Annotated in this window: 19 protein-coding genes; 7 read left to right on the top strand and 12 right to left on the bottom strand. The window is 45.4% G+C overall.

The genetic code is table 11. The features are described 5' to 3' along the window. Positions 1 to 40: 40 nt before the first annotated feature. Positions 41 to 1,192 (top strand): methyltransferase, encoded by a 1,152-nt coding sequence (locus tag ACJJJB_RS11105; RefSeq protein ID WP_444946515.1) that lies wholly within the window; start codon positions 41 to 43, stop codon positions 1,190 to 1,192. A 133-nt stretch (positions 1,193 to 1,325) separates the two neighbouring features. Here the strand turns inward: ACJJJB_RS11105 and ACJJJB_RS11100 are convergent, their stop codons facing one another. The 5 genes from ACJJJB_RS11100 to ACJJJB_RS11080 all read right to left on the bottom strand — a co-directional run bounded on the left by ACJJJB_RS11100 (position 1,326) and on the right by ACJJJB_RS11080 (position 7,508). Further along, positions 1,326 to 2,723, bottom strand: a complete 1,398-nt coding sequence (locus ACJJJB_RS11100; RefSeq protein WP_444946516.1) for an amidase family protein — start codon at positions 2,721 to 2,723, stop codon at positions 1,326 to 1,328. Between the two features lie 203 nt (positions 2,724 to 2,926). After that, positions 2,927 to 3,430, bottom strand: coding sequence for a TlpA family protein disulfide reductase (locus ACJJJB_RS11095; RefSeq protein WP_445366248.1), 504 nt, complete (start codon positions 3,428 to 3,430; stop codon positions 2,927 to 2,929). Next, positions 3,430 to 5,538, bottom strand: coding sequence for a TonB-dependent receptor plug domain-containing protein (locus tag ACJJJB_RS11090; RefSeq protein ID WP_444946518.1), 2,109 nt, complete (start codon positions 5,536 to 5,538; stop codon positions 3,430 to 3,432). Before ACJJJB_RS11090 ends, ACJJJB_RS11095 begins: the two co-directional genes overlap by 1 nt. A 422-nt stretch (positions 5,539 to 5,960) precedes the next feature. Beyond that, complete coding sequence (locus ACJJJB_RS11085; RefSeq protein WP_020413227.1) at positions 5,961 to 6,560, bottom strand: DUF4360 domain-containing protein; 600 nt, start codon at positions 6,558 to 6,560, stop codon at positions 5,961 to 5,963. 441 nt (positions 6,561 to 7,001) lie between these two features. Then, positions 7,002 to 7,508 (bottom strand): ester cyclase, encoded by a 507-nt coding sequence (locus tag ACJJJB_RS11080; RefSeq protein WP_282953085.1) that lies wholly within the window; start codon positions 7,506 to 7,508, stop codon positions 7,002 to 7,004. A 220-nt stretch (positions 7,509 to 7,728) separates the two neighbouring features. Between ACJJJB_RS11080 and ACJJJB_RS11075 the strand changes: the two genes are divergently transcribed. Beyond that, on the top strand, positions 7,729 to 9,015 hold the full coding sequence (locus ACJJJB_RS11075; RefSeq protein ID WP_444946519.1) for a hypothetical protein: 1,287 nt from the start codon (positions 7,729 to 7,731) through the stop codon (positions 9,013 to 9,015). A gap of 202 nt (positions 9,016 to 9,217) precedes the next feature. Here ACJJJB_RS11075 and ACJJJB_RS11070 read toward each other — a convergent pair whose 3' ends face one another. Beyond that, on the bottom strand, positions 9,218 to 10,711 hold the full coding sequence (locus ACJJJB_RS11070; protein ID WP_445366247.1) for a lytic polysaccharide monooxygenase: 1,494 nt from the start codon (positions 10,709 to 10,711) through the stop codon (positions 9,218 to 9,220). Positions 10,712 to 11,860: 1,149 nt separating this feature from the next. On the opposite strand from ACJJJB_RS11070, the gene ACJJJB_RS11065 reads away from it, so the two are divergent. Then, the gene (locus tag ACJJJB_RS11065; protein WP_444946520.1) at positions 11,861 to 12,850 is read left to right on the top strand and encodes a right-handed parallel beta-helix repeat-containing protein; all 990 of its coding nucleotides are present in this window, start codon (positions 11,861 to 11,863) and stop codon (positions 12,848 to 12,850) included. Positions 12,851 to 12,937: 87 nt separating this feature from the next. Here the strand turns inward: ACJJJB_RS11065 and ahpF are convergent, their stop codons facing one another. Beyond that, on the bottom strand, positions 12,938 to 14,488 hold the full coding sequence (gene ahpF / locus ACJJJB_RS11060) for an alkyl hydroperoxide reductase subunit F (protein WP_353376709.1): 1,551 nt from the start codon (positions 14,486 to 14,488) through the stop codon (positions 12,938 to 12,940). A gap of 75 nt (positions 14,489 to 14,563) precedes the next feature. After that, complete coding sequence (gene ahpC / locus ACJJJB_RS11055) at positions 14,564 to 15,130, bottom strand: alkyl hydroperoxide reductase subunit C (RefSeq protein ID WP_020413221.1); 567 nt, start codon at positions 15,128 to 15,130, stop codon at positions 14,564 to 14,566. A 391-nt stretch (positions 15,131 to 15,521) separates the two neighbouring features. Between ahpC (ACJJJB_RS11055) and ACJJJB_RS11050 the strand changes: the two genes are divergently transcribed. Further along, complete coding sequence (locus ACJJJB_RS11050; protein ID WP_444946521.1) at positions 15,522 to 16,781, top strand: 2OG-Fe(II) oxygenase; 1,260 nt, start codon at positions 15,522 to 15,524, stop codon at positions 16,779 to 16,781. Between the two features lie 309 nt (positions 16,782 to 17,090). Here the strand turns inward: ACJJJB_RS11050 and ahpC (ACJJJB_RS11045) are convergent, their stop codons facing one another. Then, the gene (gene ahpC, locus ACJJJB_RS11045) at positions 17,091 to 17,657 is read right to left on the bottom strand and encodes an alkyl hydroperoxide reductase subunit C (protein ID WP_445366246.1); all 567 of its coding nucleotides are present in this window, start codon (positions 17,655 to 17,657) and stop codon (positions 17,091 to 17,093) included. A gap of 226 nt (positions 17,658 to 17,883) precedes the next feature. Here ahpC (ACJJJB_RS11045) and ACJJJB_RS11040 point away from each other — a divergent pair, with 226 nt between their 5' ends. Genes ACJJJB_RS11040 through ACJJJB_RS11030 form a run of 3 tightly spaced genes read left to right on the top strand, consistent with a single transcriptional unit; the run spans position 17,884 to position 20,382 of the window. Then, positions 17,884 to 19,200 (top strand): DUF2157 domain-containing protein, encoded by a 1,317-nt coding sequence (locus tag ACJJJB_RS11040; protein WP_157533479.1) that lies wholly within the window; start codon positions 17,884 to 17,886, stop codon positions 19,198 to 19,200. Next, a complete protein-coding gene (locus tag ACJJJB_RS11035) occupies positions 19,197 to 19,739 on the top strand; it encodes a GDYXXLXY domain-containing protein (RefSeq protein ID WP_020413217.1) in 543 nt (180 codons plus the stop codon). The genes ACJJJB_RS11040 and ACJJJB_RS11035 overlap by 4 nt, the downstream gene beginning before the upstream one ends. A gap of 13 nt (positions 19,740 to 19,752) precedes the next feature. Continuing rightward, complete coding sequence (locus ACJJJB_RS11030; protein ID WP_444901294.1) at positions 19,753 to 20,382, top strand: CPBP family intramembrane glutamic endopeptidase; 630 nt, start codon at positions 19,753 to 19,755, stop codon at positions 20,380 to 20,382. Between the two features lie 180 nt (positions 20,383 to 20,562). Here ACJJJB_RS11030 and ACJJJB_RS11025 read toward each other — a convergent pair whose 3' ends face one another. The 3 genes from ACJJJB_RS11025 to ACJJJB_RS11015 form a co-directional block, all read right to left on the bottom strand. Then, entirely contained in the window at positions 20,563 to 21,204 is a 642-nt protein-coding gene (locus ACJJJB_RS11025) for a hypothetical protein (protein WP_445366245.1), read from the bottom strand. A gap of 626 nt (positions 21,205 to 21,830) precedes the next feature. Next, a complete protein-coding gene (locus ACJJJB_RS11020) occupies positions 21,831 to 22,535 on the bottom strand; it encodes a 2OG-Fe(II) oxygenase (RefSeq protein WP_445366244.1) in 705 nt (234 codons plus the stop codon). Between the two features lie 450 nt (positions 22,536 to 22,985). Further along, positions 22,986 to 23,570, bottom strand: coding sequence for an exopolysaccharide biosynthesis protein (locus ACJJJB_RS11015; protein WP_020413213.1), 585 nt, complete (start codon positions 23,568 to 23,570; stop codon positions 22,986 to 22,988). Between the last annotated feature and the right edge of the window lie 13 nt (positions 23,571 to 23,583).

Below are 23,583 nucleotides of genomic sequence, written 5' to 3'. Positions count from 1 at the left end.
ATGGCTATTTTTATCGGATATTTGTTTCTGAGGAGTTCTTATGCCCAGGTCTATGCAAAAGAATAGGGTTTCTAACTGGATCTTTCAGAGGGTTTCCAATGCGGTTTACAGTTTATGTAATATTCCAAACCGCCTGATCCCGCCTCCCTTTCGTTTGATGCAAATAGGATCTTTATTTTGGCAATCTCGTTGCTTATACGCTGCTGCCTGCCTCAATGTTGCTGATCATATTGAAGATAAAGCCATTTCAATAGAGAAGTTGGCGGATGCTTGCGATGCTGACAAACAATACCTCTATCGATTGATGAGAATGCTCTGTGCAATGGGGGTTTTTAAAGAAGGGGAATCGAAATATTTCTCCCATAATAGAAATTCAAGGGCGCTTCGTACCAACGCTGACAACAGCGTAAAGAGTATGATCCTGATGCATAATTCACCTGAATTCAGTAGGCCATGGTTTACCAATTTTGAGGGGCATATCAAGGAGGGCAGTGTACCTTTTGAAGGTGTGTATGAGCGGGAGATGTTTGATTATATGAATGATCACCCGAAGGTTAGTGATCTATTTTCCGATGCAATGGATACTGTTGATCACCTTACCGGTTTACAATATTTGCAAGACTTTAACTGGGCGAATTTTGGTCGAATTATTGATTTGGGCGGCGCAAAGGGTAGTAAAAGTGCGAGTATCCTTTCTTCGTACAAACACTTAACGGCAGTTATTGTTGATAGGAGCAATGTAGAATCGACTGCGCGAGAGTATTGGCATACTCACCTGAATGATGTTGTCAGGAAACAATTAGACTTTTATCCTGCTGATATCCTAAATGACCCACTTCCAAATGCAGTAAGTGATAAGGACATCTATTTGTGTGTGGCTATTTTTCACTTGCTGAATGATACCAGGGCTAAAGAGCTTTTGAAGAATATTCACCGGGCGATGGGTGAACACAATGCGACTTTAGCTATTGTTGATGCTGTACTGCCAGAGAAAGGGACAGATCTCAATTTAGCGGCAATGGATATGCAGATGCTGATGGGAACACGAGGGCGTGAACGAACGGTCAGTGAGTGGAATAAGTTGTTTGTTCAGAGTCCTTTCTACTTGGCTGAGACTGTCAGTGTGCGGTCTTTTGCTAAGGTGATGGTTTTAAAGAAAAGAGAGGAGTTAAAGCGAGCTGTCAGTAATTAAAGTGAGCTATCAATAATTGAGACATCTCTAATGTGGCCCCTATTCGACAGCAGGTATGTACCAATTGCCTGTAGAGATTTATAAAGAGATTTATAAAGACTAAGTATTAATAGGCTAGGTGGGGCCTGAAATTTCACTTCAGGCCATTCGATACCAGTGGTGGTATCTGAAGCTCAATTTCCTTCGCTATGGCGAGAAGTGTTAAGTCTGCGCCGGGCACTCCATCCAGTTCCAGACCTACCGGTAAGCCATTATTGCCTCGCCCAATAGGAATGCTTATTCCGGGAGCACCGGTGACTGCTGCTGTGGCATTGTTGTGTATGAGTGTATCCAGAGTCGGAAGCATTTTACCGTTTAGTTCCAGTTGGTTAGATGACGTGCTAATGGGTTGAGCCTCGATCGGTGCTGTTGGGAATACAATCACGTCTAGTTGGTGCTGCTGGATGATTTTCAGGTAGCTGTCGCGTACTCCAGGCATTCTCTTTAAAGCGGTCTGATAGTCGGCATTTGATGGTGCCTTGGGGCCCGTTACTGACTCCTGATAGACAGCCTTTACATCTTTACTTTTGATCATTGCAACCAACTCAGCCAGTTGGGTATTAGGCTGGTAGTTCGCCAGGAATTGGGTCATAGCGGTTTTCATTTGATGAAATCCGATAGGAAACCCAACATCAAGGACTGCGCTCACTAACGAGGATAAATCGATTTCTATTAAGGTGGCTCCCGCGGAGCTAAGGGAATGTAACGCAGCTTTAAAAGCTTGGTATACACCTGGTGAGAGATTATCAAATAGCGGGTGGGCAAGCCCCAGGCGCAGCTGATTGAGTGGCTTTGCCTGGGATGGGGCAGACCCGGTTAATATTTCAAACAGATAGGCGGTATCCTCTACGTTGGCAGCCATGGGGCCTGGGGTATCAAACGCTGGCACAGAGGGCACTATTCCCTCGGTGCTCAGGCAGCCAGTGGATGGCCGAAAGCCCACAATTCCTGTGAGGGCTGCTGGCAGCCTGATTGAACCGGCGGTATCCGTGCCCAGGCCTGTAGATACGATCCCGGCGGCAATGGCTGCTGCTGTTCCCCCGGATGAACCACCTGGAAAGCAGCATTTGTCCCAAGGATTCCTGACGGCGCCATAGGCGGCGTTATTAGAGGTTACGCCGAAGGCGAGTTCGTGCAAATTGGTTTTTCCAATGACGATAGCTCCGGCCTTCTCTAGATTCTCAATTATTGGGGCAGAAGCCTTGGCCTGGAAGTTCATACCAGGCGTGCCGGCAGTCGTTTGCATACCTCTCACATTCATATTGTCTTTGACGACGATGGGAGTACCAGCAAGAGGTCTGTAATTGCTGCCTTCTTTCAGCTCGTTATCAATGCGCTGTGCTTTCTGTAATGCGCCTTGCCTATCCAGGCAGATAAAAGCATCCAGCTCTGAGTGGGCAACCGCATTATCGCAGGCTTCTTCAATTAAGGATGTCGCTGTGATCTTTCTTTTACGGACCATCTCAGAAAGCTGGCGTAGAGATGTTGTCATGGTTTGGCTTACTGGCGGCTACTAGTTAACCTGGATATTAGAGTATTCACGGTGGAGTATTAGCGTAAGCATCATTTTCACTGGAAATATTTCTTCTCTCGAAAATCAGCGCCGCGCATCTAGTTGGGCAGTTAATGGAAAAAGCTCGATTGTTTTTCTATCTACCCCTGTGCTTTACCAAGGACAAAATTAAATCATTCAATTTATGACGTTTTTTGAGAAGTATTACCACAGGTAAAACCAAAGCTTTGTTCCAGGATTGGCTGCAGTTGCTCATCAGGAATATAACCCCTGAGCCAGCGCAGTGGCTTGCCATTGGGTGCTATTAGAAAACTGAAGGGGGTGCCGGGAGTTTCACCCAGCACTTGCTGGAGTTTTCGATTCGCCTGGAACATGGGAAATTCCGGGCGCAATTTTCGATACTCAGCCAATAGTGCTTTGCGCGATCCGTTGATACCCAGGGCAAGTGGCTGGAACTGTTGTGAACACTTGTGTGTAAGCCGGTTGAGTGCTCGAACCTGACGAAAGCACCAGGGGCAGTCGGGTTCTACCAGTACCATCAGGCTTGGCTTGTCTTTGAAGTGCTGCAAGTTGATACGCTCAGACCCGGCAAGGCTGCGCAATTCAAAATCGAATAGGGAAGTGGGAACTTCAGTCGCGCCAGTTGGCGCGAACAGAAGTGTGAGGAGTAAGAGCCAGGCTCGCATTACAGGTTCCAGTCGAAGCCCAGGTAGAATTCACGGCCGCGCAGGGGACCATAGATATAGGCTACGTCATAGGCACCACTGGCATCCCAGAACAGCGGGGTTTCCCCTTCCTCGACCTGGGTGTAATCCGTGAGATTGTTGCCGCCCAGGTACAGACTGAGGTTTTCACTCACATCAAAGGTCAATTTCATATCCAGTGTCCAATAGGCGTCTGCGTTTGTGCTCTTAAGTGTGGAATCGCCCAGCTGGTTAAAGCCTTCGTAGCCAAATTCAGCCAGGTCACGAGATCCGATCCAGGTGGCGCTAGCGTATAGCATCCAGTAATCGGCTTTGTAATCCAGATTGAATAGCGCACGTTGCTCCACTGGGGCAATGGCAAAGGATTCCCGGAAAACATCGTCGTAATCGTAGGTCTCCAGAGTGCCGCCAATAGATAGATTGTCGTTCAGCGCATAATTGAGAGTAATGTCGGCAGCGCCTACAGAGGCACTTTCCTGCATTTGGGTAAGCAGCGGTACCCCGTCCTCGGTTTCACTTAATGCCGCGAGGTTGTCTACTTCGGTAAATGCCAATGACAGGGTACTGTTAAGGCGCTCTCCTTCGAAGCTCAGCGCATAAGTTGCAGATAGAGACTTCTCCAGACTTTCAATGTCGATGGCAAAGCCATCTCCGGCATCCAGGATGCCATGATCCGTTTCGAAAAAGGATAGGGGGGCTCGGTAGCCTCGCCCCAGCGCTACGCGGGAGGTCCATTGATCGTCGTGCAGGTAGCGCAGGTCTATACGCGGGGCCACCACAGTTTCATCGATCTCAGTACCGGGTTTTTGCTCGGCGACGAAATCGGCTTTGGCATTATCCAGGCGTATGGCTAGTGCCAACTCAAGATCTGGTGAGACTGTCCAGGTATCCTGCAGGTAAAGGCCGGTAGTTTGGTAGTCGAAACTATCTTCGATGTAGTTGTCGCTTTCCGCCCCTGCAGCAGAGTCGGAGCGCATGGATTCATCGCGAAGGTCGACACCAAACGTCAGCATATGCTGGTCGTTCAGGATCAGGTTGTTGCGCAGGTCGAAGTAATTGAGCGTGTCGGTAGCGCTGTAGTCGAACCCCTCGTAAAAGGAGTCCTGTTTATGCTCAGACCAGGCAACTGTCAGCAAAGTGTTATAGGACTCGTTAAATTCGTGTAGCCAGCTGCCGGAAATTTCACTGCGGGTGGTGGCTATCCATTCGGTGGTTTCCCAAGGTTTACCGATATATTGCTGTCGCACATCGTCGTCGACAAATAAGTGGTCAGACTCCACACCATCGTAACCGTGCAAGACTGAGCCAATGCTGTCTCCCTGGGGGCCACCAAAAATATTGGAGTCGGTGTAGGCCGTGCGAAGGATCAGGTTGTCCCTTTCGCCCAGGTCTTGCGAGAGACGCACCACGTAACTGGTATTTTCCTGTAACGGTGCTTCGCTGACGCCGTTATCATCGTTGTCCATCTGGTGATGTTTGTCATCCTGGATGACCAGCGATGTACGGGTACGTTCATCATCGCTTAGATAGCCTGCCATCAAACCAAGAAAATAACTGTCGTTGTCCTCCATGGAGGCATTTATGTTGACGCCAGTTTCTTCTATCTCCTTGGAAATCACATTGATGGTTCCGCCGATTGCTTCGGGTGCCAGCAGTGATGCGCCAGCACCGCGGGCCACTTCGATACGTGAGATGCCGGTGGTGGCCAGTGCATCTACCGCGTAGTAGCCAGCCATCATCGTGTGTAAGGGAACGCCGTCGGTGAGGATGGTGGAGTGCTCCCCGCGCATACCATTCAGCATTACCCGCTTAACCCCGCACATAGAACACTCATTGGAAACCCGTACACCGGGGGATTTCTCAATGGCATCCGTCAGGTTTACCGCTTGTTGGGACTTGATCAGGCTCTCGTCTACGACTTCGGTCTTCTGTATGGCGTCCAAAAGGGCGCCGCGTTCATACAGTCGTTGGCGGACACCTATCACTAGGGTCTCCTCCATTACAGCGTTTTGTCCGGAAGGCGCGTCATTGGCAAAGGAGGCAGGGATTGCGGAGGAGAGGGTGATGGCAATCAAGCTTTTGCGAAACATGGGTTGATTTCCCAGAAGTGAACTTTTCTCATATGGTAATGATTCGTATTTGCAAATCAAGTGGGCAATGGTGGTAGTTTTGGTGTCTTGGGGATTGGAGCGGGCGGAGTATGATTAGAGCCGGGCAGGTAGCCTGTTATTCAATGATTAAAAGTGACCGAAATTTAGGGTGAGGCCGCTTACATAAATTCAGGTCTGCCTAGCCGGGATGGCTGAGCCTCTATTGAAGGGAAAAAGTATATAGCGATTACCTATCTTTCTGGCTTTGCTGAGCTGAGTCACTCCGTATGTCTGAATGATTAATCTTTAATTAATTGCTGATATTAATATTGCCAATCTGGTTAAAGAGGCCGTTTTTATTATTAAAATTTTTTGTACTCCCCACCTTACAAAGGGTGGGGAGTGACAACAGTTGCCCTTAATTACTCATCGCAAGGAACAATTTGTATATTCAAAAGCAACTGTGCTCCAACATCGGCAGAGCGTAAAGAAAATAAACTGTCAGCGCCGATTACTGTTGCAACGGTATCTGCTCTCGCAATAAGGGCCTCCCCATCGCACCCGGAATAGTAGGCAAATGGTGGGCGATCATTGAGGACAAAGTTCTCAAACCCAGAGCTATTCCAGTTATTGTCATGGCTTGGACCTTGGCTGCCAGAGAAAAAGTACTCTCGGTGGAAGTTGATATGTGATCCATCGGCAGAAAATACCGTGCCTCGCCAATCAATATCCAGTATTCCTACTGAAAATCCAGGTTCCACGCTTAAAGGCACTGCCAAGTTACAGTCAGAGCTGGCAATTGGGGTTACAGAGTTTGTAACTGCGCTGTACTTACTAAATAGAATAGCGATATTTTCGTTGTTATCTGTCGCCGTGGCTGTTACAGATCCTACGGGACAGCCGGTACCGTTAACAGCGATTTCTCCAATTTCAATTTGCTGCCCATCAATGAGCAATGTTTTTGCCAGAATTGGACCAGAAAAAACTGAACAAAGTGCGAGTGCTAGAAGTTTTTTAAACATTGATACTCTCCATTCCGTGAAAAGTTAAGAGGCCTGATCTTTATAAATCCTGTATGTGACATCTCGATTAATTGTTCTGTTTATGAGGCTCCTTCTAGATTATTTGCCTCACACTGTAAAATTAAGATTTTTAATGTCAATTAATTGCAGGTGTAATTATTGGTGGTGGTTTAAGTTTGATTATATTTGTGGGCGGGGTCACGAATAGATTCAATGATAGTTAATTAGTGTGATAGATCAGTGAGAGAGATTGATCTGAGGTTAGTTGAAAGCTACTAGAGGAAGCCTTGGTAGTGTGCGCGAGTTAGTGGTTCGTCATTTCTGTAACAGTAATATTTTTATAGAATAATTTTTAAAGTAGTTTTTATAAATGGAAGGCCCTGGCGTAGGATTACCAGGGCTCGATGAGTGATCACATAATATTGATAGACTGAATGGACATCATTTTAAGATACCAATTTGTTTCAAAAAGTCATATTTATCCCAAGTGACCCAGGTTTCAACAATTTTTCCGTTTTCTATCTTGACAAACTCCACGCAGTCCCAGGTGATAGTTTTATTTGTTGGTGTTTCTCCCATAAAAGACCCAACATGCTTGGCGCTAACCGTAACATGAGTGGCTACCATATTTCCCTCAGCTACCTGCATACTATTGAGTACTTTCAAGTCCTTAAATGCGGCACGAAACTTTGTAACTTCAGCTTCAAATTCCTTTAGATTACGCTTTTGCTTTCCAAGATCTGGGCTAACTGCAGAGTCAAGATTATTCACATAGTTAGGTGCGAATATTGTTGACGGATCAATTTTTGAGTCACTTTTCCAAAAGTCAATAGCTTTTAGCGCAATTTTCTTATTTTCTTGAAGATTATCGGATTGTGCAATTACACTGGTGGCACCAGTGAGGCCAAGAAATATCGCCAAAGCCACTGGAAATAAGAGTTTAGGCATAAAATCCTCCCAACAATTGAACAAGTAATTCGATACTAAGTATGAGTGCTAGCGTAAATTGCGCCATCTAAATTGCACTCTGTCTGAGGAGATCTTGACGATCTGGAACTGGTTTCGGCCTTTATATGGAATTATTCTGAATAACAGTGAGTAGATGATTAAGCGGGTGACTGTCTAGAGCAACGGTATATCAGTATTCTTAATACTTGGCGTGTTTTTTATGAGCTTAGAGCCATTCTCGAGGGAGCTTGGCCCCCAAGAAGCACTATTTGTCGAGATGACCAGGCTGTCTCACGGCGGTTTGCAGTTTGTGTCTTTTATAAGGGTTTGCGAACCCTTAAAGGTAGGCCCTCTACGTGAGGGATTGGCTTACCTTCATAAACGCCATCCACTTCTACGTGCTCGTGTGAAAAGGGGGGAGCGACTGCGCTGGATTTGTGATGTTGACTTTAAAGACATCCCTCTGGAGGTATGCCACCTAAAGAGCGACTTAAACCTTGAAGAAGCGTTTAAGACCCATGCGCTGAACTGTCTGGATAGTGAAAAATATGTATACAGTTTGAGGTTGTACCTTAATAAAGAGGGACTGGTCGAGTGGGTCTCTATGATCAATATTCATGCAGTACTCGATGGCAGGTCAATAATGACACTGTTCTCAGATTTAGATAGATTTCTTCGCTCTAACACAAACCTTGAACAAGTTGAATCTCTGCCCCTACAGGAAAGCATAGCGAGCCAATTGGAAGCTTCTGGATATTTTGGAGAGGAAGAGCTTGAACATAAAAGCAAAGGAGATTTTAGCTGGGCAGTAGAGAAAGAAGCCGCTCCCTCTGAACGCAAGGCCTGTGCCATCTCATATCTCATGCCGCCGGAAAAGATTGATTTGTTGGCCCAGCTGGCTAAAAAAAACAAGGTAAAACTTACTGCGGTTTACTGCGCCATAGCATCAATTGCTGCAAGAGCTATACCTGGTTACAAAAAATTAACAGAAGTTATTCTGGCTATGGATGCACGAGGATTGTGCAGTCCTAATATACCTTTCGATCATATCGGCTCATTTTCAGAAACTACCAGTTTGGCTCTTCCTCCCAATGTTGTCTCAGCTGATATTATCGATGTTGCCGGAAGTTTGAATGAGCAGATTGACGCTGTGCTACTCAAGCAGAGACCGATGACAAAAAACCTAAGTTCTGATTACAACATGGAAGACATAACCCGTATGGCTGCTGAAGTTACAGCGCAACAAAGCTCTTTCCCGGCAGGCATAATTGTTTCAAACGTGGGGAATATGCGCTTTTTAGCAGATGAAATACGATATTTTGAAATACAGAAGCCAATGATTACATTAACTAATGGCATAAATCCGCTAATGGTAGTCAATTATACGACCTACCGAAACTCGGTTTTTATTTTTGGTTATTGTGAACCTTTGATAAGTAAGGAAAGTATCTCTAAGTATATCGATGAGTATATGGATATTGTTAATGAGTTAATCTCAGGTGTTTGATCTTCAATCAGCTAGGGCAGGGCATCTAGAAAAAACTGATCTGGCTGTATTTTGGCTACTTTTCTAGAGATTTTTAGGAGTAGGAGCGCCTAGAAATTTCCAATACCGTCACTAAGTTGCAACTTAGAAAGGGTTAAGGGGGCTTGTGTCAATTGTCACAAGCCCCCTAGGTTAATAAAGTAAAAGTTACTTGTTGGGTGGCTTAGCGCCACACTCCCCATTGCCCGGTTGTGCCAGGTTCTTCACCCCTGGTCCACCATCCAGCAGTCCATGTTTGGCCATTGTGGCTTACCTGATCACCTGCGGTGTAGATTTGGTTGCTATCCCAAGCTTGAATATTGGGATCAGTAGGATCAGTAGGATCAGTAGGATCAGTAGGAGATGATGGTTCAACTACAAAGGAGTAGACCTCGTCATCCGTAGTAGAGTTACTGCTTACCGTTAATTTGAAGCTCAACTCATGATGTGCATTGGTTAAGCTTGACGTATCAATTACCAGTGCACCACTAGGTCCGGTCGCTGTTTCAACAGGGCTTCCACTTACTTGTGACCACGCGGTATCAGTGATATCTCCTGTGCTTTCCCCCGGTGAGAGTACCAGTAAATCTCCGTGCTCCACCTTTGCTATGTCGAGAGGTTTTAAAACCTTGGGCGTGATAGCGGCTATTAACTCGCTTCCATTACTCGTGATAGTGAACTCTCCGGAAGCGCGAGAATCTTTGGAGTTGAAATAGTTTCCATGTAAATCACCCTGGAAATACATGTAGTGGTTCATCTCCTCATGCCAGCGGCCGATAAAGACATTTCCATTGTGATTTGATTGATACCAGCCGGTAACCTGAGAGGCGAGCAGTCTATCCCAATCATTTTTATTGTCTTCGGTAATTGCCAGTGAAAATGATGAATGTTCCTCACCATTTTTATTGAATACCTTGTAATTGACGGTGTCACCTACATCTACCGAATCGATATTAATGTCTTCTGGAATAAAGGTGTTACCCTGGATGAGGTATGGTTCCGTAGTACCGGGATCAGGTTCGGTAGGCGGCTCAACATCACCATTTACAATGGTGATATCACTACAGTTGTAGAAGCCTTCACCCGCTGCATCTTCTCGCTGCCAGCGTACAAATAAAATTGCATTACCCACTCTATCTTCTGGAATAGTAACATTCATGCGATATTGACTATTCACAACAGGCACATTTCCCACCTCCTGGATAAGCTCCAGGTCATCCCAAGCAAGGGGTTGCGAAAGATCAGCGTTTGGTTTTGTTAGGAAAAATTGCCAGAAAGATGGGTTGTGTGGTGCTGTTGCGTGAAATACGTACTCGAAGGTTCCCGCACTGACTTCAACCCGGGTCCAGGCTTCAGTTGCTGCACCCATGCCCTTTTTCTGGGGGTCATTGGCATAACATAGAGTCCCATCAGGAATGGCATTTTTTACGGCTGTAAAATTATTGTAGTCAGGGATGTTGATAGAAAATTCATTGTGCTGCTGGAAAGGATAAGATCCAGAAATAGTTTTTGCCAGTGCGCAAGCGGGGTTAGGTGGTGTTCCAGACCAGATGTTTCCCTGGTCATAGCAAATTTTTTGCCTGGCCTTTGGGTATTCAGACCAGCCATGAGCTTGAACCTGCATACTGAAAGGCATTAGTAGCATTGTTGCAATGGCACATTTAGTTCTTAGTAGCATGAAATTACTCCAGGTTTCTATATCTTTCTTAGGCCCGTTTTTCTTAGATGAATAAAATTATTCACGGTTATGGTTGAACTGTTAGCAAGAAAATCTTGCTGTTTGAGCGGCTCCGTTAAAAGGGGTTAATTCGGCCTGTTTGGCATTTTAAAAATAATTTCTTAGCATAAACTGTGAAGCAAGTTGGCTTTTCTTTGCCTTGGAATCTTTTTTACTGTTTCATAGATTTGTAGAAAAAAATTCTTGGATAAATTTATGAACTCGTTCACTTACACTAATTGAACTGACCCTCAGCTAGGGTGAGGGTTCCCTTTGATAGATTAATTTTCAGTTTTTCTGTCCGTTTTCTAGAGATGATAGTGAGGATCAACTTCACTTTTAGGCATATCGCGACACCGTTATCCGTCATCAATCAATTGGAGAGGGTAAGGAGGGAGGGAAAAGTTCTGCCGTCTATGGTTAATTTAGATATATGTGCCGAAATATCTATATTCGGGTATGAGCCTCACTTACTGGGGTAATGGAAAACAAAAATATAGATTTATTCGCTTGAAATGAGTTTGCTGGCGTTTCTGGCTGAAGTAAATAGAGATAGGTTTTATAGGGGCCCGTTCTCGCTTTAACTGTGATCTGATGTTTTGATTGACCAGTTTGGTGAAATTCTCTAAGGGTTGTTGGTCTAGATTAAGAAGTCTAATTGAACGGAGTTAATTGTTTAAACGATGTGCTTTATGTTTTACTATCATTCCGTATGGTCCAGATTCGATTTTATATGTTATTCCATCACCATTGAGATCATACCTATTTTATAAGCGGTGAAGTTTTGGCTGTCATAAGATACTCCTTATAAAGTGAAGTCTTCAATTCGTATTTGCTGCGTGATGATGTTTTTTGTGACGTTATAAATTTAGGGTGATCTTCTTGTATTTATCCTGATTTGACGCTTTTTTATTGGACGGGTTTCAGGGCATGTCAAGCATACAGGTCATACATGTAGAAGCAGAATAAAAACACTCGAATTCAGAATAAAAAATATATGTAGGCAATAATCTTCCAGGTGTTTTCAATCTACGCTGCTAGAACCCCCCTATGGGGTTACAGACGGATTTTCTTTGGCGCTGAATGCCTTATATATACAGGGAATTAACTATGAATCTGAAGAGTTTAAATCTGGCAGCGGGTCCTATATTTTCTTCTCTTATGGCGTGTGGGTTTCTTGTGCCACACCAAGCGTTTGCGGTTGAATGCGGTGATAGAATACTTATACCGACATTTCTGACAGAGGAGTTGCATTGCCCTCTAACAGTTGATAGCCCATATGCGCTTACTATCGTTGGGCCTTCTGGGTATTTAAGGATGCTCGGTAAGGGCAAGATAACTTGCGATAATTCTCTAGGTGCTGGAATCGCTGGGGTATTGGTAGAAGGTCTTTCTTCATTTGTAGCTGGCGGTGCAGTTGACGCTTGCCCTACAGGAATCATTTTAGAAGGGGTTGGTTCGCATTCTATTTTGAATACAAAGATTAGTAACTCAACATCGGATGGAGTTGAGGTAATAAGTGATTTTAATTTCATCTCTGGAAGTGAAATAATCGGTTCAGGGCCAGGATCTTCAAGTACAGGAGTGGCAATCACTGAAGGGGGAGAGTACACAACGATTAGCAGTAATTTTATAGATGACAATGGCATAGATGGTATAGCTGTTCGTGGTCAAAATACACTGGTGACGCTAAATGAAATAGTTAACAGTGGTATCAACGGGTTATTGATTAATGCAGAAAATACCACGGTAACCAATAACTTTATCAGTTTTAATTTAGATGATGGTATTGATATAGAGACTGGCTTCAACACAATGTCAGGAAATGTTATCAGGGAGAATGGAGAGGATGGTATTGATGTGGATAATGTCGTAACCGGGAATTTAATCAATAATAATTATGTTATAGATAGTGTTGAGTTGGGGATTGCTATTGAGACAAATGCAGTAGGAAATACGATCAAGGATAATACGGCGCTGGGCAGTGGCATGTTCGACTTAATTGATGTCACAGAAAATGCTTTCTGCACCAATCAGCTGAATACCTGGGAAAATAATACAGCTGATACCTCAAGCCCTGATTGCTTGAAGGGCTTGTAAGTTATTCAGTCAATTGTTGGCCAATGCATAATGCTTTTTTTACTGATTAGGGACCAGCTTTTTGCTGGCCCCTATTAATTACTATCATTACTCAACTGAAGATCGAATTAAGTAATCAAAAGCGCCCAGAGCGGCTGTAGCCCCTGCACCCATTGATATTACAATCTGCTTGTAGGGTACGGTAGTGGCATCACCAGCGGCGTAAACGCCGGGGATAGAGGTTGCTCCGCGCTCGTCGATCACAATCTCACCCATAGGGTTCATCTCTATATCGGTTTCCTTAAGGAATTCCGTGTTCGGTACCAGGCCAATCTGCACAAAGACGCCGGCCAGATCGAGCTTTTTGCTCTCGCCTGACTCTCGGTCAGTGTAGGCAAGGCCGTTGACCCTGTTGCCATCGCCCAATACTTCCGTGGTTTGTGCATTGACAATAATATCGATGTTGTCCATCAGCTGTGCTTTGCGTACCAATACTTCATCTGCACGCAGTTTATCGGCAAATTCTAGTACGGTGACGTGTTCAACGATTCCGGCAAGATCGATGGCTGCTTCGATACCGGAGTTGCCGCCGCCAATAACCGCTACGCGCTTGCCTTTAAAGAATGGGCCATCGCAGTGGGGGCAGTAGGCTACGCCCTTGGTGCGGTATTCTGCTTCTCCAGGAACGCCCAGCTCTCTCCAGCGTGCACCCGTGGCCAGTATTACTGAGCGGCTGGATAGGGTGGCGCCACTTTGTAGTTCAATGTCTACCAGCTCGTTGCGCTGTAAATTTGCTGCGCGCTGGTCGGTAACAATATCTACACCATATTCTTTAACATGCTGCTCCAGGCTGGCTGCGAGCTTGGGGCCCTCGGTGTAAGGTACAGAGATAAAGTTCTCAATACCAACAGTGTCCATCACCTGGCCGCCAAAGCGTTCGGCTACCAGTCCGGTACGAATGCCTTTACGTGCGGCGTAGATGGCTGCCGCTGCGCCCGCCGGCCCGCCGCCAACTACTAGAAGGTCGTAGGGGGCTTTTTCATTCAATTCTCCAGCTTTACGTTCTGCGGAGCCGGTATCCAGTTTGCCGACAATTTCTTCAAGGGACATTCTACCCTGGCCGAAATGTTCGCCGTTTAGGTAGACCGCAGGTACGGCCATGATATTGCGTTGCTCGACTTCCTTCTGGAACAGCCCACCATCGATCATCTCGTGGGTGATGTTCGGATTAAGGGTGGCCATCAGGTTCAGTGCCTGAACAACATCCGGGCAGTTCTGGCATGAGAGGGAAATGTAAGTTTCAAAGTGAAATTCACCTTCCAAGTTACGCACTTGCTCCAACAGCTCGGGATCTAACTTGGAGGGGTGGCCACCAGCTTGTAGTAGCGCCAAAACCAATGATGTAAATTCGTGGCCCAGGGGAATGCCGGCAAAGCTTACACGGGGTTCCTCTCCAGCAGGGGCGATAGCCATGCTTGGTGTGCGCCTGGCCTGGCCCTGTTGTGCGGTAATCTTGCTAGAGAGCCCTGAGATTTCATCTACCAGGGTTTCCAGTTCTTTTGATTTTTCGCTGTTATCAGTGGACACACGAATCTCGATCGGCTTGACGATATTCTGCAGGTAAGTGTCCAGTTGTTTTTTCAGGTTTGCGTCCAACATCGGTGTGTCCTTTCTCTAACTAGTTCAGATTGGTTGTGGCCCACCGGTTGGTGGGCCGGGTCAGAGGTATTTGGTTTAAATTTTTCCTACCAGATCGAGGGAGGGCGCTAAGGTCTCTTCACCTTCCTTCCACTTAGCTGGGCAGACCTCCCCGGGATGAGCGGCGATGTACTGTGCTGCTTTGATCTTGCGCAATAGCTCGCTGGCGTCGCGGCCAATTCCTCCGGCAGTTATCTCGACAATCTGGATACGGCCTTCGGGGTCGATCACAAAGGTGCCGCGGTCAGCGATACCTTCCTCTTCGATCATCACTCCAAAGTTACGAGTGATGGTGCCTGTCGGGTCGCCAATCATGGGGTATTGAATCTTGCCGATAGTGTCGGAAGCGTCGTGCCAGGCCTTGTGAGTGAAATGGGTATCGGTGGATACGGAGTAGATCTCCACTCCCAGTTTCTTGAACTCTTCGTAGTTATCCGCCAGATCGCCCAGTTCGGTGGGGCACACAAAGGTGAAGTCTGCGGGATAGAAGAAGAACACCGCCCACTTGCCCTTTACATCGGCGTCGCTGATATCGAAGAAGTCGCCGTTCTGGTAAGCCTTGGCGTCAAAGGGCTTTAGTTGGGATTCGATGTAACGTGACATGGATAACTCCTTACTCATCACTGTCTTGTCAGTCGTTGTTTGGGGAACGGGATCTATACTATTGAATCGTATTCATTGATAAAAATTATTAATATAAATGTATGTGATAAAAATTTTTAATTTATCTGCATCTTCTGATAGCTGGGGGCTGATAGGTCGAGGTGGGAGGGAGCAGGTGGCTTTCAGGCAATTAAAGCCTGTAGGCGGCAGGGATTGGTGAGGTCAAGTAGTACAGTGCAAAGTTAGTCAAGTAGTTGGCCGAGAGAGTAAGAGTAATGTTAAGCGGGCGCCTTATCGGATTGGGCATGTAAGCAAGGGCAACCTAGGCTGAACTAATACGCTCTGCATTTATTTGCATGAAGAGGTTTTGAGGCGGGTTAGTGAGGATGAGATGAATCTATCGGTTGATTTTGGAGATTTGAGGGAGAAGCTCAAGAAGGATAAGTATTTGTATCTAAGGTTAGATTCACATCCTCTCACCCAGGATAAGTTAAAAGAAATAGATTCCATTGCTAGCAACCTGGATTATGAGGAGGTTTTAGATGGAGATGCTGGAGATAAGCATAATCTTCTAGTTGGTAGGCTAAGGAATGATATTGACCTCCCTGAGGACTGCTCAAACTATATGCAGCAAGTTGATCTCATTATAAATAATGAGCAGATGCAACAGTTTTATAAGGGAATAACCGGGTTTGGCAATGTGTGTATTCGAAGATGCCAGGTAAACAGGCTCAAGGTGGGGAATTTTGTTGGCTTGCACTCTGATATGCAAGGTGATCCAGACAAGCCAGATAGCCATTTGGACTACCAGTTTGCAATAGTGGTGCATATAGATTCCTATCAACAGCAGGGGGGAGAAACCATTCTTCATTTTGCTGATGAAGATAAAAGAATAAATATAGAGCCCGGAGCTATGTTAATTACTGATGGTAATCTTCTTCATGAAGTGACTCGGATATCAAAGGGCTATCGGGAGACCTTAGTTTATTTTTTGTCGGACAACTTTGGGTTTCGTCGAGAAAGCTGCTTATATAATGATCAGCTGTTGAGTTTTAAGCATGAACTCTTACATCAGCCCATGGTTTTCCCCAAAAAAGAAATTCCTTTTACAGAATCAGAGTGGCAAATATTAAGGCGTATTTCCAGCGACGTTAACTATGAAAAAGTAACACTCAGTAATGCTGGTGATACTCATGAAATATTTGTTAGCAGGGTGGTTTATGATCAGTTTAAAGACTATAAACCCAAATTAATGAATACAAAAATTGCACCAGAAATACTTTCTATCTTACTGTCAGAAAAAATGAGAGCCTTCTATAAGGAAATTATAGGAAGTGATCAGTTTATTATGCCAAGGTGTCAATTTACTATTTTAGAAAAAGGAGGTTTTATTTCTGAGCATCTGGATACAGATACTAATCCAAATTATTATGCCTCGATAGTGCTGCATTTCTCCAGTGGATATACGGGAGGGAGCTACACCTATACGAATTATCTAAGGGATGCTGAGGTTGAGTTAAAGACAAAAGAAAACTCAATGGTTGTCGCTTTGAGCTCAAGGTTCCCTCATTATGTCCAGGCTATGGAAGGTGGGGAGAGACGCACATTAACTTATTTTTTATCTTTTCCATACTGCCAAATGGACCTATAAATGTAAAAGCTCTAAGAATGTTGCGCTGCCTGGCTGTGTAGGCTATTGGTGGTTCAGGGTCAACTTATTGCATGTTTCTCAGTTCTTCGCAGTCTGTCAAGCCACACAGATATTTATTAATAATTCATCCTCTGGTTTTTCTATTGAGGCAGTGATGCGGCCTAAAGATATTTGAAACCAGAGTGATTAATTTACTTTGTACCAATGACTCTTGCACACGTTCCCTGCCCACCGCAATAGTTAAAAAATGGCAATGCCCACCAAATGGTGGGCAACGCCAGTTCCAATCCTGTGAGGGTTTGGGAAATCTTAGATCTTTCCTATTAGGTCGAGAGATGGTGCCAGGGTTTCTTCACCTTCCTTCCATTTAGCTGGACATACTTCGCCTGGGTGTGCTGCGATGTACTGAGCAGCTTTAATCTTGCGCAGCAGCTCGCTGGCGTCACGCCCAATACCGCCTGCGGTGATCTCAACGATCTGGACACGCCCTTCTGGGTCGATCACAAAGGTGCCTCGGTCAGCGATACCTTCCTCTTCGATCATCACGCCGAAGTTACGGGTAATGGTGCCGGTGGGATCGCCGATCATCGGGTATTGGATTTTTCCGATGGTATCGGAAGAGTCGTGCCACGCTTTATGGGTGAAGTGGGTATCGGTGGATACGGAGTAAATCTCAACACCCAGTTTCTTGAACTCTTCATAGTTGTCGGCCAGGTCGCCTAGCTCAGTGGGGCAGACAAAGGTGAAGTCGGCAGGATAGAAAAAGAATACAGCCCACTTGCCTTTGACATCGGAATCGCTGACGTCGTGAAACTCACCGTTTTGATAGGCCTTGGCGTTGAACGGCTTGAGTTGGGATTCAATGTAACGGGACATGGATAGCTCCTTTTGAAATTCCGTTGTTTGTCTGTGTTCTTTGATGGTTTAAATACTATGGGTTGGTCAACTTTAATAGAAATTAACAATTTAAATGCCGCAGATAGCCTTTGACTATCTGCGGTTGTTCATTGAGGGTAAGGGCGACTTTAGGGATACTCAGCGCTGACTCAGGGTGCGAGTAGTAGATCGCACCGGGATGGATACTTTTCCGCAGGATAGTGGTATGCGACTGATTCGATTGTTAAAGCACGACCTGGCACAAGAGACTGGGGAGTGGGTAGATGATGGACTGATCAGTGAGGCGCAGGCCGAGTTGATCTGTGCTCGCTACGAGGTGGACTACCACAAGGCGCGCCAGCGTTCCCTTGGGTATAACGTATTGGTGGGCCTTGGCTACTTGTTTATTGCCCTGGCATTAATCACTTTGATAGGCGCCAACTGGGATGAGATTCCCCGCGCATTGAGAATGGGAGGTTTGATCGCCCTCACTGTTGCGACCCAGTGTGCTGCATTGCATGTATATTTCAAGCGCAACCCCCGTGCAGGCGAGGGGCTTTTCCTATTGGGGAACTTCTTTTTTGGTGCCTCGATAATTCTTATCGCCCAGATTTATCACTTAGGTGAGCATATGCCCGATGGGCTCTTGTGGTGGGCGCTTGGCTGTATCCCATTTGCCCTGATTACAAGGAGCCCCTGGATAGCGCTACAAGCCAATATCCTTGCGCTAATTTGGTTCTACCTGCAGGTAGTGATGGGATATTACCCAGCACTATTTCCGTTATTCATTCTTGTTTCCCTTTTTGTTCTGCTACGTGGACGGGCGAGTGTTTTATTGCTGCTGGTGATACTGGGAAGCATTGGCCTTTGGATTGAATACTCACTGGCGGAGATCTGGCGCATACAAGAGCAGGGCTTTAAGCTGGCTCTGCAGGCTGAGAGCTTACCGGTGGCAATTGCCTTGTTTGTAATGCTGTATGTATTCAGTCATTGGCTGGCCTTGAAGCAATCCTCCGTAGCTCGGGATTATTCGGCGGTAATCTCCATTTGGTGCTTGCGTTTTGCGTTGATCACCTTATTGGTTTTCAGCTTTGAATCTCCCTGGGAGTCCTTGATTGAAGCGAATTGGGATCATTTGTGGTCCATGTGGCTGGTGGTTGCAGCCATGGCTGCAGTAACCGTGGTATTGGCGATGCCTACGCGAAGGTTGTTATCCAGTAGTGCCCTCCTTGTTTTGTTTGCTGGAGTCCTGGCTTTGGTAACTACCATTGATAATATAGATCTGGCAATTTACCTGCAGGTGGCTGCCAACTTTGCCTTGATTGGCAGTGGTATTTGGCTGATATATCGTGGGGTTCACGATGGTATTTCACATTATTTCTTCCTTGGAGTTGTGGCGATACTGCTCACCGCCTTGTTACGTTATATCGACCTTATTGGAGATTACCTGGGGGCAGCTCTGATTTTCATCCTGTTCGCCGGCCTTTTGTTGGGGGCGGCCAAGTATTGGAAGTTCCATCAGGGCAGGGAGGAAGCACGATGAAGAGGGGGGTTTTCTTCGCCTTAGTTGCAGCGATTGCTGTACAGTTTTTGATTCTTGCTGGCCTATACGTGAAGGCTCAGGTACCGCTTTGGTCTGGCGAGCCAATTCGGGTTAAGACTATCCCGGTGGACCCCCGCTCCATGTTCCGAGGTAATTACGCCCGCTTGAACTATGGCTTTTCTGAGATTAAGAAATCGGCACTGTCTGCTGGCAGGCAGGTGCGCCAGGGAGAGGTGGTTTATGTCTCCCTGAAGAAGTCTCCATCAGGACTTTATGAATTCTCTTCGGCGAGTTTTGATAAGCCCGATGAGGGTATATTCCTGAGGGGGCGTATATCCAACACAAGGCCTTGGGGTAATGACGATAGCTATCGTGTTAAGTACGGCATAGAGGCTTACTTTGCTCCCAAGAAAAAGGCGCTGCAGCTTGAGAAGGATCTACGAGAAGGGGGGGTGGCAGAGTTAATGGTGGCGCCCAGTGGCCAGGTAAGCCTTAAAACTGTTGTTGGTGAAGAGCGGGCTGGCGAGCAAGGGGGTTGATGGAGCATGTCCTGTGTCGGAAGACAAAAATTCAGTGTTTAAGAAGACAGCGGATAAATTGAGCAGCAGACAAATTTTTTCTGTCATGATGTGGATTGAGGCAGGGGGGTTGCTATTTGCCCTTGTTGCGATTGGCTTCTCCGGTATTGAACTTCCTATACCTGGCGACTCTCCATTTTTGTCAGTAGTTTGGGGAGTCTGTGGGGCACTATTTAGTTTTACCGCTGTTGTAATTCTTACCCGCTCTCCTACATCTTTCGGTTGTACGCTGCGCGGCCACTGTGCGCAGCTGACTCAATTATTCTCAGGAATATCTACTACGCAGATTATTCTGTTGTCTATCGTTGCAGGTATTTGTGAGGAGATTTTTTTTCGGGGATTTCTACAGGTATGGCTATCACAGCTCAGTTCCCCTTTAATCGGGTTGCTGGGTGCTTCACTAATTTTTGCCTTTCTGCATTGGGCATCATTTACATATTTCCTGCTGACATTTGTTGTTGGATTGGTTTTGGGGGTTGCTTATCAGCAGACAGGCAGCTTATTGGGGGTGATTATTTGGCACGCAGTTTATGACTTGCTCGCACTCATGGTACTTTCAAAATATCCTCGTATGTTAGGCCTGGAAGTTCCACTGGACAAATAGAGATTTGGGAAACTATTTGTCTGGGGCAGCACCTCCCGTCTGCCCTGGAGAAAACAAAAAAATTATTTAAATACAGGTGGCTTGTTGATCGATTTTAGGCCTGATGATTCGATTTTGATTATGCGGTAGCCAGTTAACAATAGGGAAAATGTTAATTTGGACCACCGCATAAATATATTGTTATACAATCTCAAAAAAGCCTATGATCTGTTCATCATTATTTAAATTTTGGACGTAGAATCTCCATTTGTTATCTTCGCCGCGCACACCAAAACAGCGGGCAAGGCTGTCGTAGAAGGTAGTACCTCCTTTCGCGAGTACTTTTTTCATCTTTTTGGGTCCTGATACTCCATTCATTTTAAAGCCCGTAACCGAAAGCCTTCTTTCGAGCTTTACTGGAGCAGGAATATCTACCTCTTCTTCCAGTTTATCCCTTTGTTTAGAACCATTCCAGGTTGTCCCTGAACTAGTATCACCGGCAACATGCATGACTGTAACGCTATGTCTTGCGTCATCGTGAAATTTAAGGGTCATTCGGCAGCCGCTAAGGTGCGATGTCATAAAGTAGGGAGGGCTCTTACTATCTAAAGTTACTGATACGGCTGATTTACGAGCCCAGGTCATATAAGTCGCTTTTTTTTCGGATTTGTCATCCTTTTTCATCAGGATTATATTTGGGTCCCTGAATACAAAGTCGATTCCGGTTTGATACACTCCATTCTTAATATCAAATTCCTGAGTATTGAAATCCAGTTTATACTTTTTGAAGGCCGTCTCAATATCGTTGTCCAATTCACTTAAGAAATCGTCATAACTTGGCATATCTCTATTTCCTTTTCGTTAGATTTTAACTATGCGCGATATCCGGTTGTTCGCTAAGATGATAGTGTTTATAGATTATTCAAATGCAGGTCGATAGTCGACGATTTCTTCATTTCACTAGATAATAAAATTAATTTGATAATTGATAGTGTAATGTAAATTCCAATCTTGAACTTAGCATGCCAATTTTTTGGTAACTACCTAAGTTGGCGAATTAAGCAAAAGTTCCTTATTTACTCCTTTTTTGCTCCACATTTCTTACACGATTTGCGGTCCTTCAGGTATTTTTGATGCCCAAAAGGGCTTGTTCACTTAAAAGCTAATCTATGACTTGCTGGTAGGTTAATGATTGCTGATAGAAACAACTTGAGCGAGATCAGCTACTGACGCATTTATTGTCGGTCAATACACTTTAGTTGTGTGGAGGCAGGTTCAGGAAGAATCTGTCCCGCTTCTTCAGCGGAACATGAACTGTCTTTATACATCTAGCGAGGTGTTTACTGAGTGAGGAGGCGTATTCTGTTGATATTGGAGGAGGTGCCGCACAGGTTGGGGTGGCCGGCAAGCCCTAAGACGTTCACTTAAAAAAAAGAAAAGTGGCCAGTAAAAACTGGCCATTATCTGAATTACTTTGCCGCACCATATATTTGCTCTGCCCGATTGAATAGGACCCAAGAAGTTAATATATACTTATCTCCTGATTTGGGTATGTTACCCCTATGAGTATGGGTAAAGCCTGCTGGAGCAATCACCATTCGGCCAGCTTTGGGCTTTACTGTTTTATTTTGGTAGTGAAATTCAGTATGCCCACCTTCATCAACATCATTTAGATAAAACATAAACAAGAGGACGCGATGCAAGGCCTCATTGTGCGGCATTTGTGGAAAAACTTCACTGTGCCAATAGGGGTAGCCACCTTCCCCCTTATTGTATTTCTGGGCGTTAATATGCCCTAAGCGGAACAACTGCTGCATCAAAATGTGTGCTTGCGGAGCGCCGACTTCTTCATAATTATCCTGGGTGAGTTTAACCGGCTCCCCCGTTTTGGGGTGGATGACAGTAAGTCCAAAGGTACCTATAAGCAGAAAGTAATACTTTTTAAAGTACTCGGTTATATATTCTGAGGTATAGTCAATGGTTTGGGCTAAGATATCTTTAAATTCAGGGTGTTGATTTAAATAGATATCTTTGCTTAGTTTTTTAGACGGGTCGACGCCTCCTCCGGTTACTCCCTGTACTTGCCTGCTTGGGCTGCTCTCAAAAAGTTTGATCACCTGCTGACAGAAATCTAAGGGAAGGGCATCATCATATACTTCGATAAAATCTGTCATGTGGGTTGTCCAATGAAACTGCATGTTAGACGTTCAAGTTTAGGATTGCTAACAGTAGGGGTCAATAGTAAATACAATTTTGTTTGTATCAGGTCAATCTATTTTTTTAAGCTTATTTTTTTAAAGGCTAATTCATATCGGGTTTGTTTTTGTTTGTGTCATTAAGCGGGGGATAATTTTTTAGAATTGATGAAATGTACTTTCTGACATGTTTGGGTAAGGTCGTGTTGGTAATAGTGTGTTACTGGTCTGGTTTGATGGTGTGCAAACTATTTTACGTTAATCACCGCTAAACTTGATGTTTAAAATTGAAAACTCATTCATGCGTTTTTGAATAAGCTTATGCTGGGTTAAGTTTTTAGAGTTGAGTTTAATAAATCCGTTAACAGCGGCAAGCCTACAATTATAATACCAGTGCATAAGACGACGGTGCAGATGGCTCAATATTTGTCAAAGTAGGGTATGGGCGAGAAGCCAGGTGAGTAGCACGGTAATTATGCAGGCAATCAGTGCGAGCAGGCCATCGTGGGTAACGAGCGCCAGGCCGAAAATGGTGAGGGCAAAACCTGCTGTGGTTGCGGAGAAGGGCACCAGTTCCAGCAGTGGTATGGTTAATGCAATCAGTGAGCAGATAGTGCCTATCGCATAGGTGCCACTGCGCCGCACCATAAAATCCAGGCGCGGCCGCATCCAGCGGTCGGCAAATGCTGCTGGCCGCCTCAGCCATTGTAAGGCGTCATTCATTTTTTTCCGCGAGATGGACCGACTCAGTAACCACTGTGGCAACCAAACGTGCCTACGGCCCAGCAGCAGTTGTATAGCGACGAGCAATAAGAGAGTGGCCATTACGGTAGATAAGCCGGGTACTCCGCTTAGGGGAGAAAAGAGGATTAACCCAACTAATAGCAGGAAGGGCGCGAATGACCTGCGCCCGATGGATTCCAGTACCAGCTGTAGGGAAATGCGCTCGGTGTGCTGGCAACTGGATTTTATCTGATCCAGCAACTGGCTAAGACCGGTAATCTCTTGTGACATGATGGGCTAGCCC

This window comes from Microbulbifer variabilis (assembly GCF_052468405.1).
This window is presented reverse-complemented; position numbering and strand designations above follow the sequence as displayed.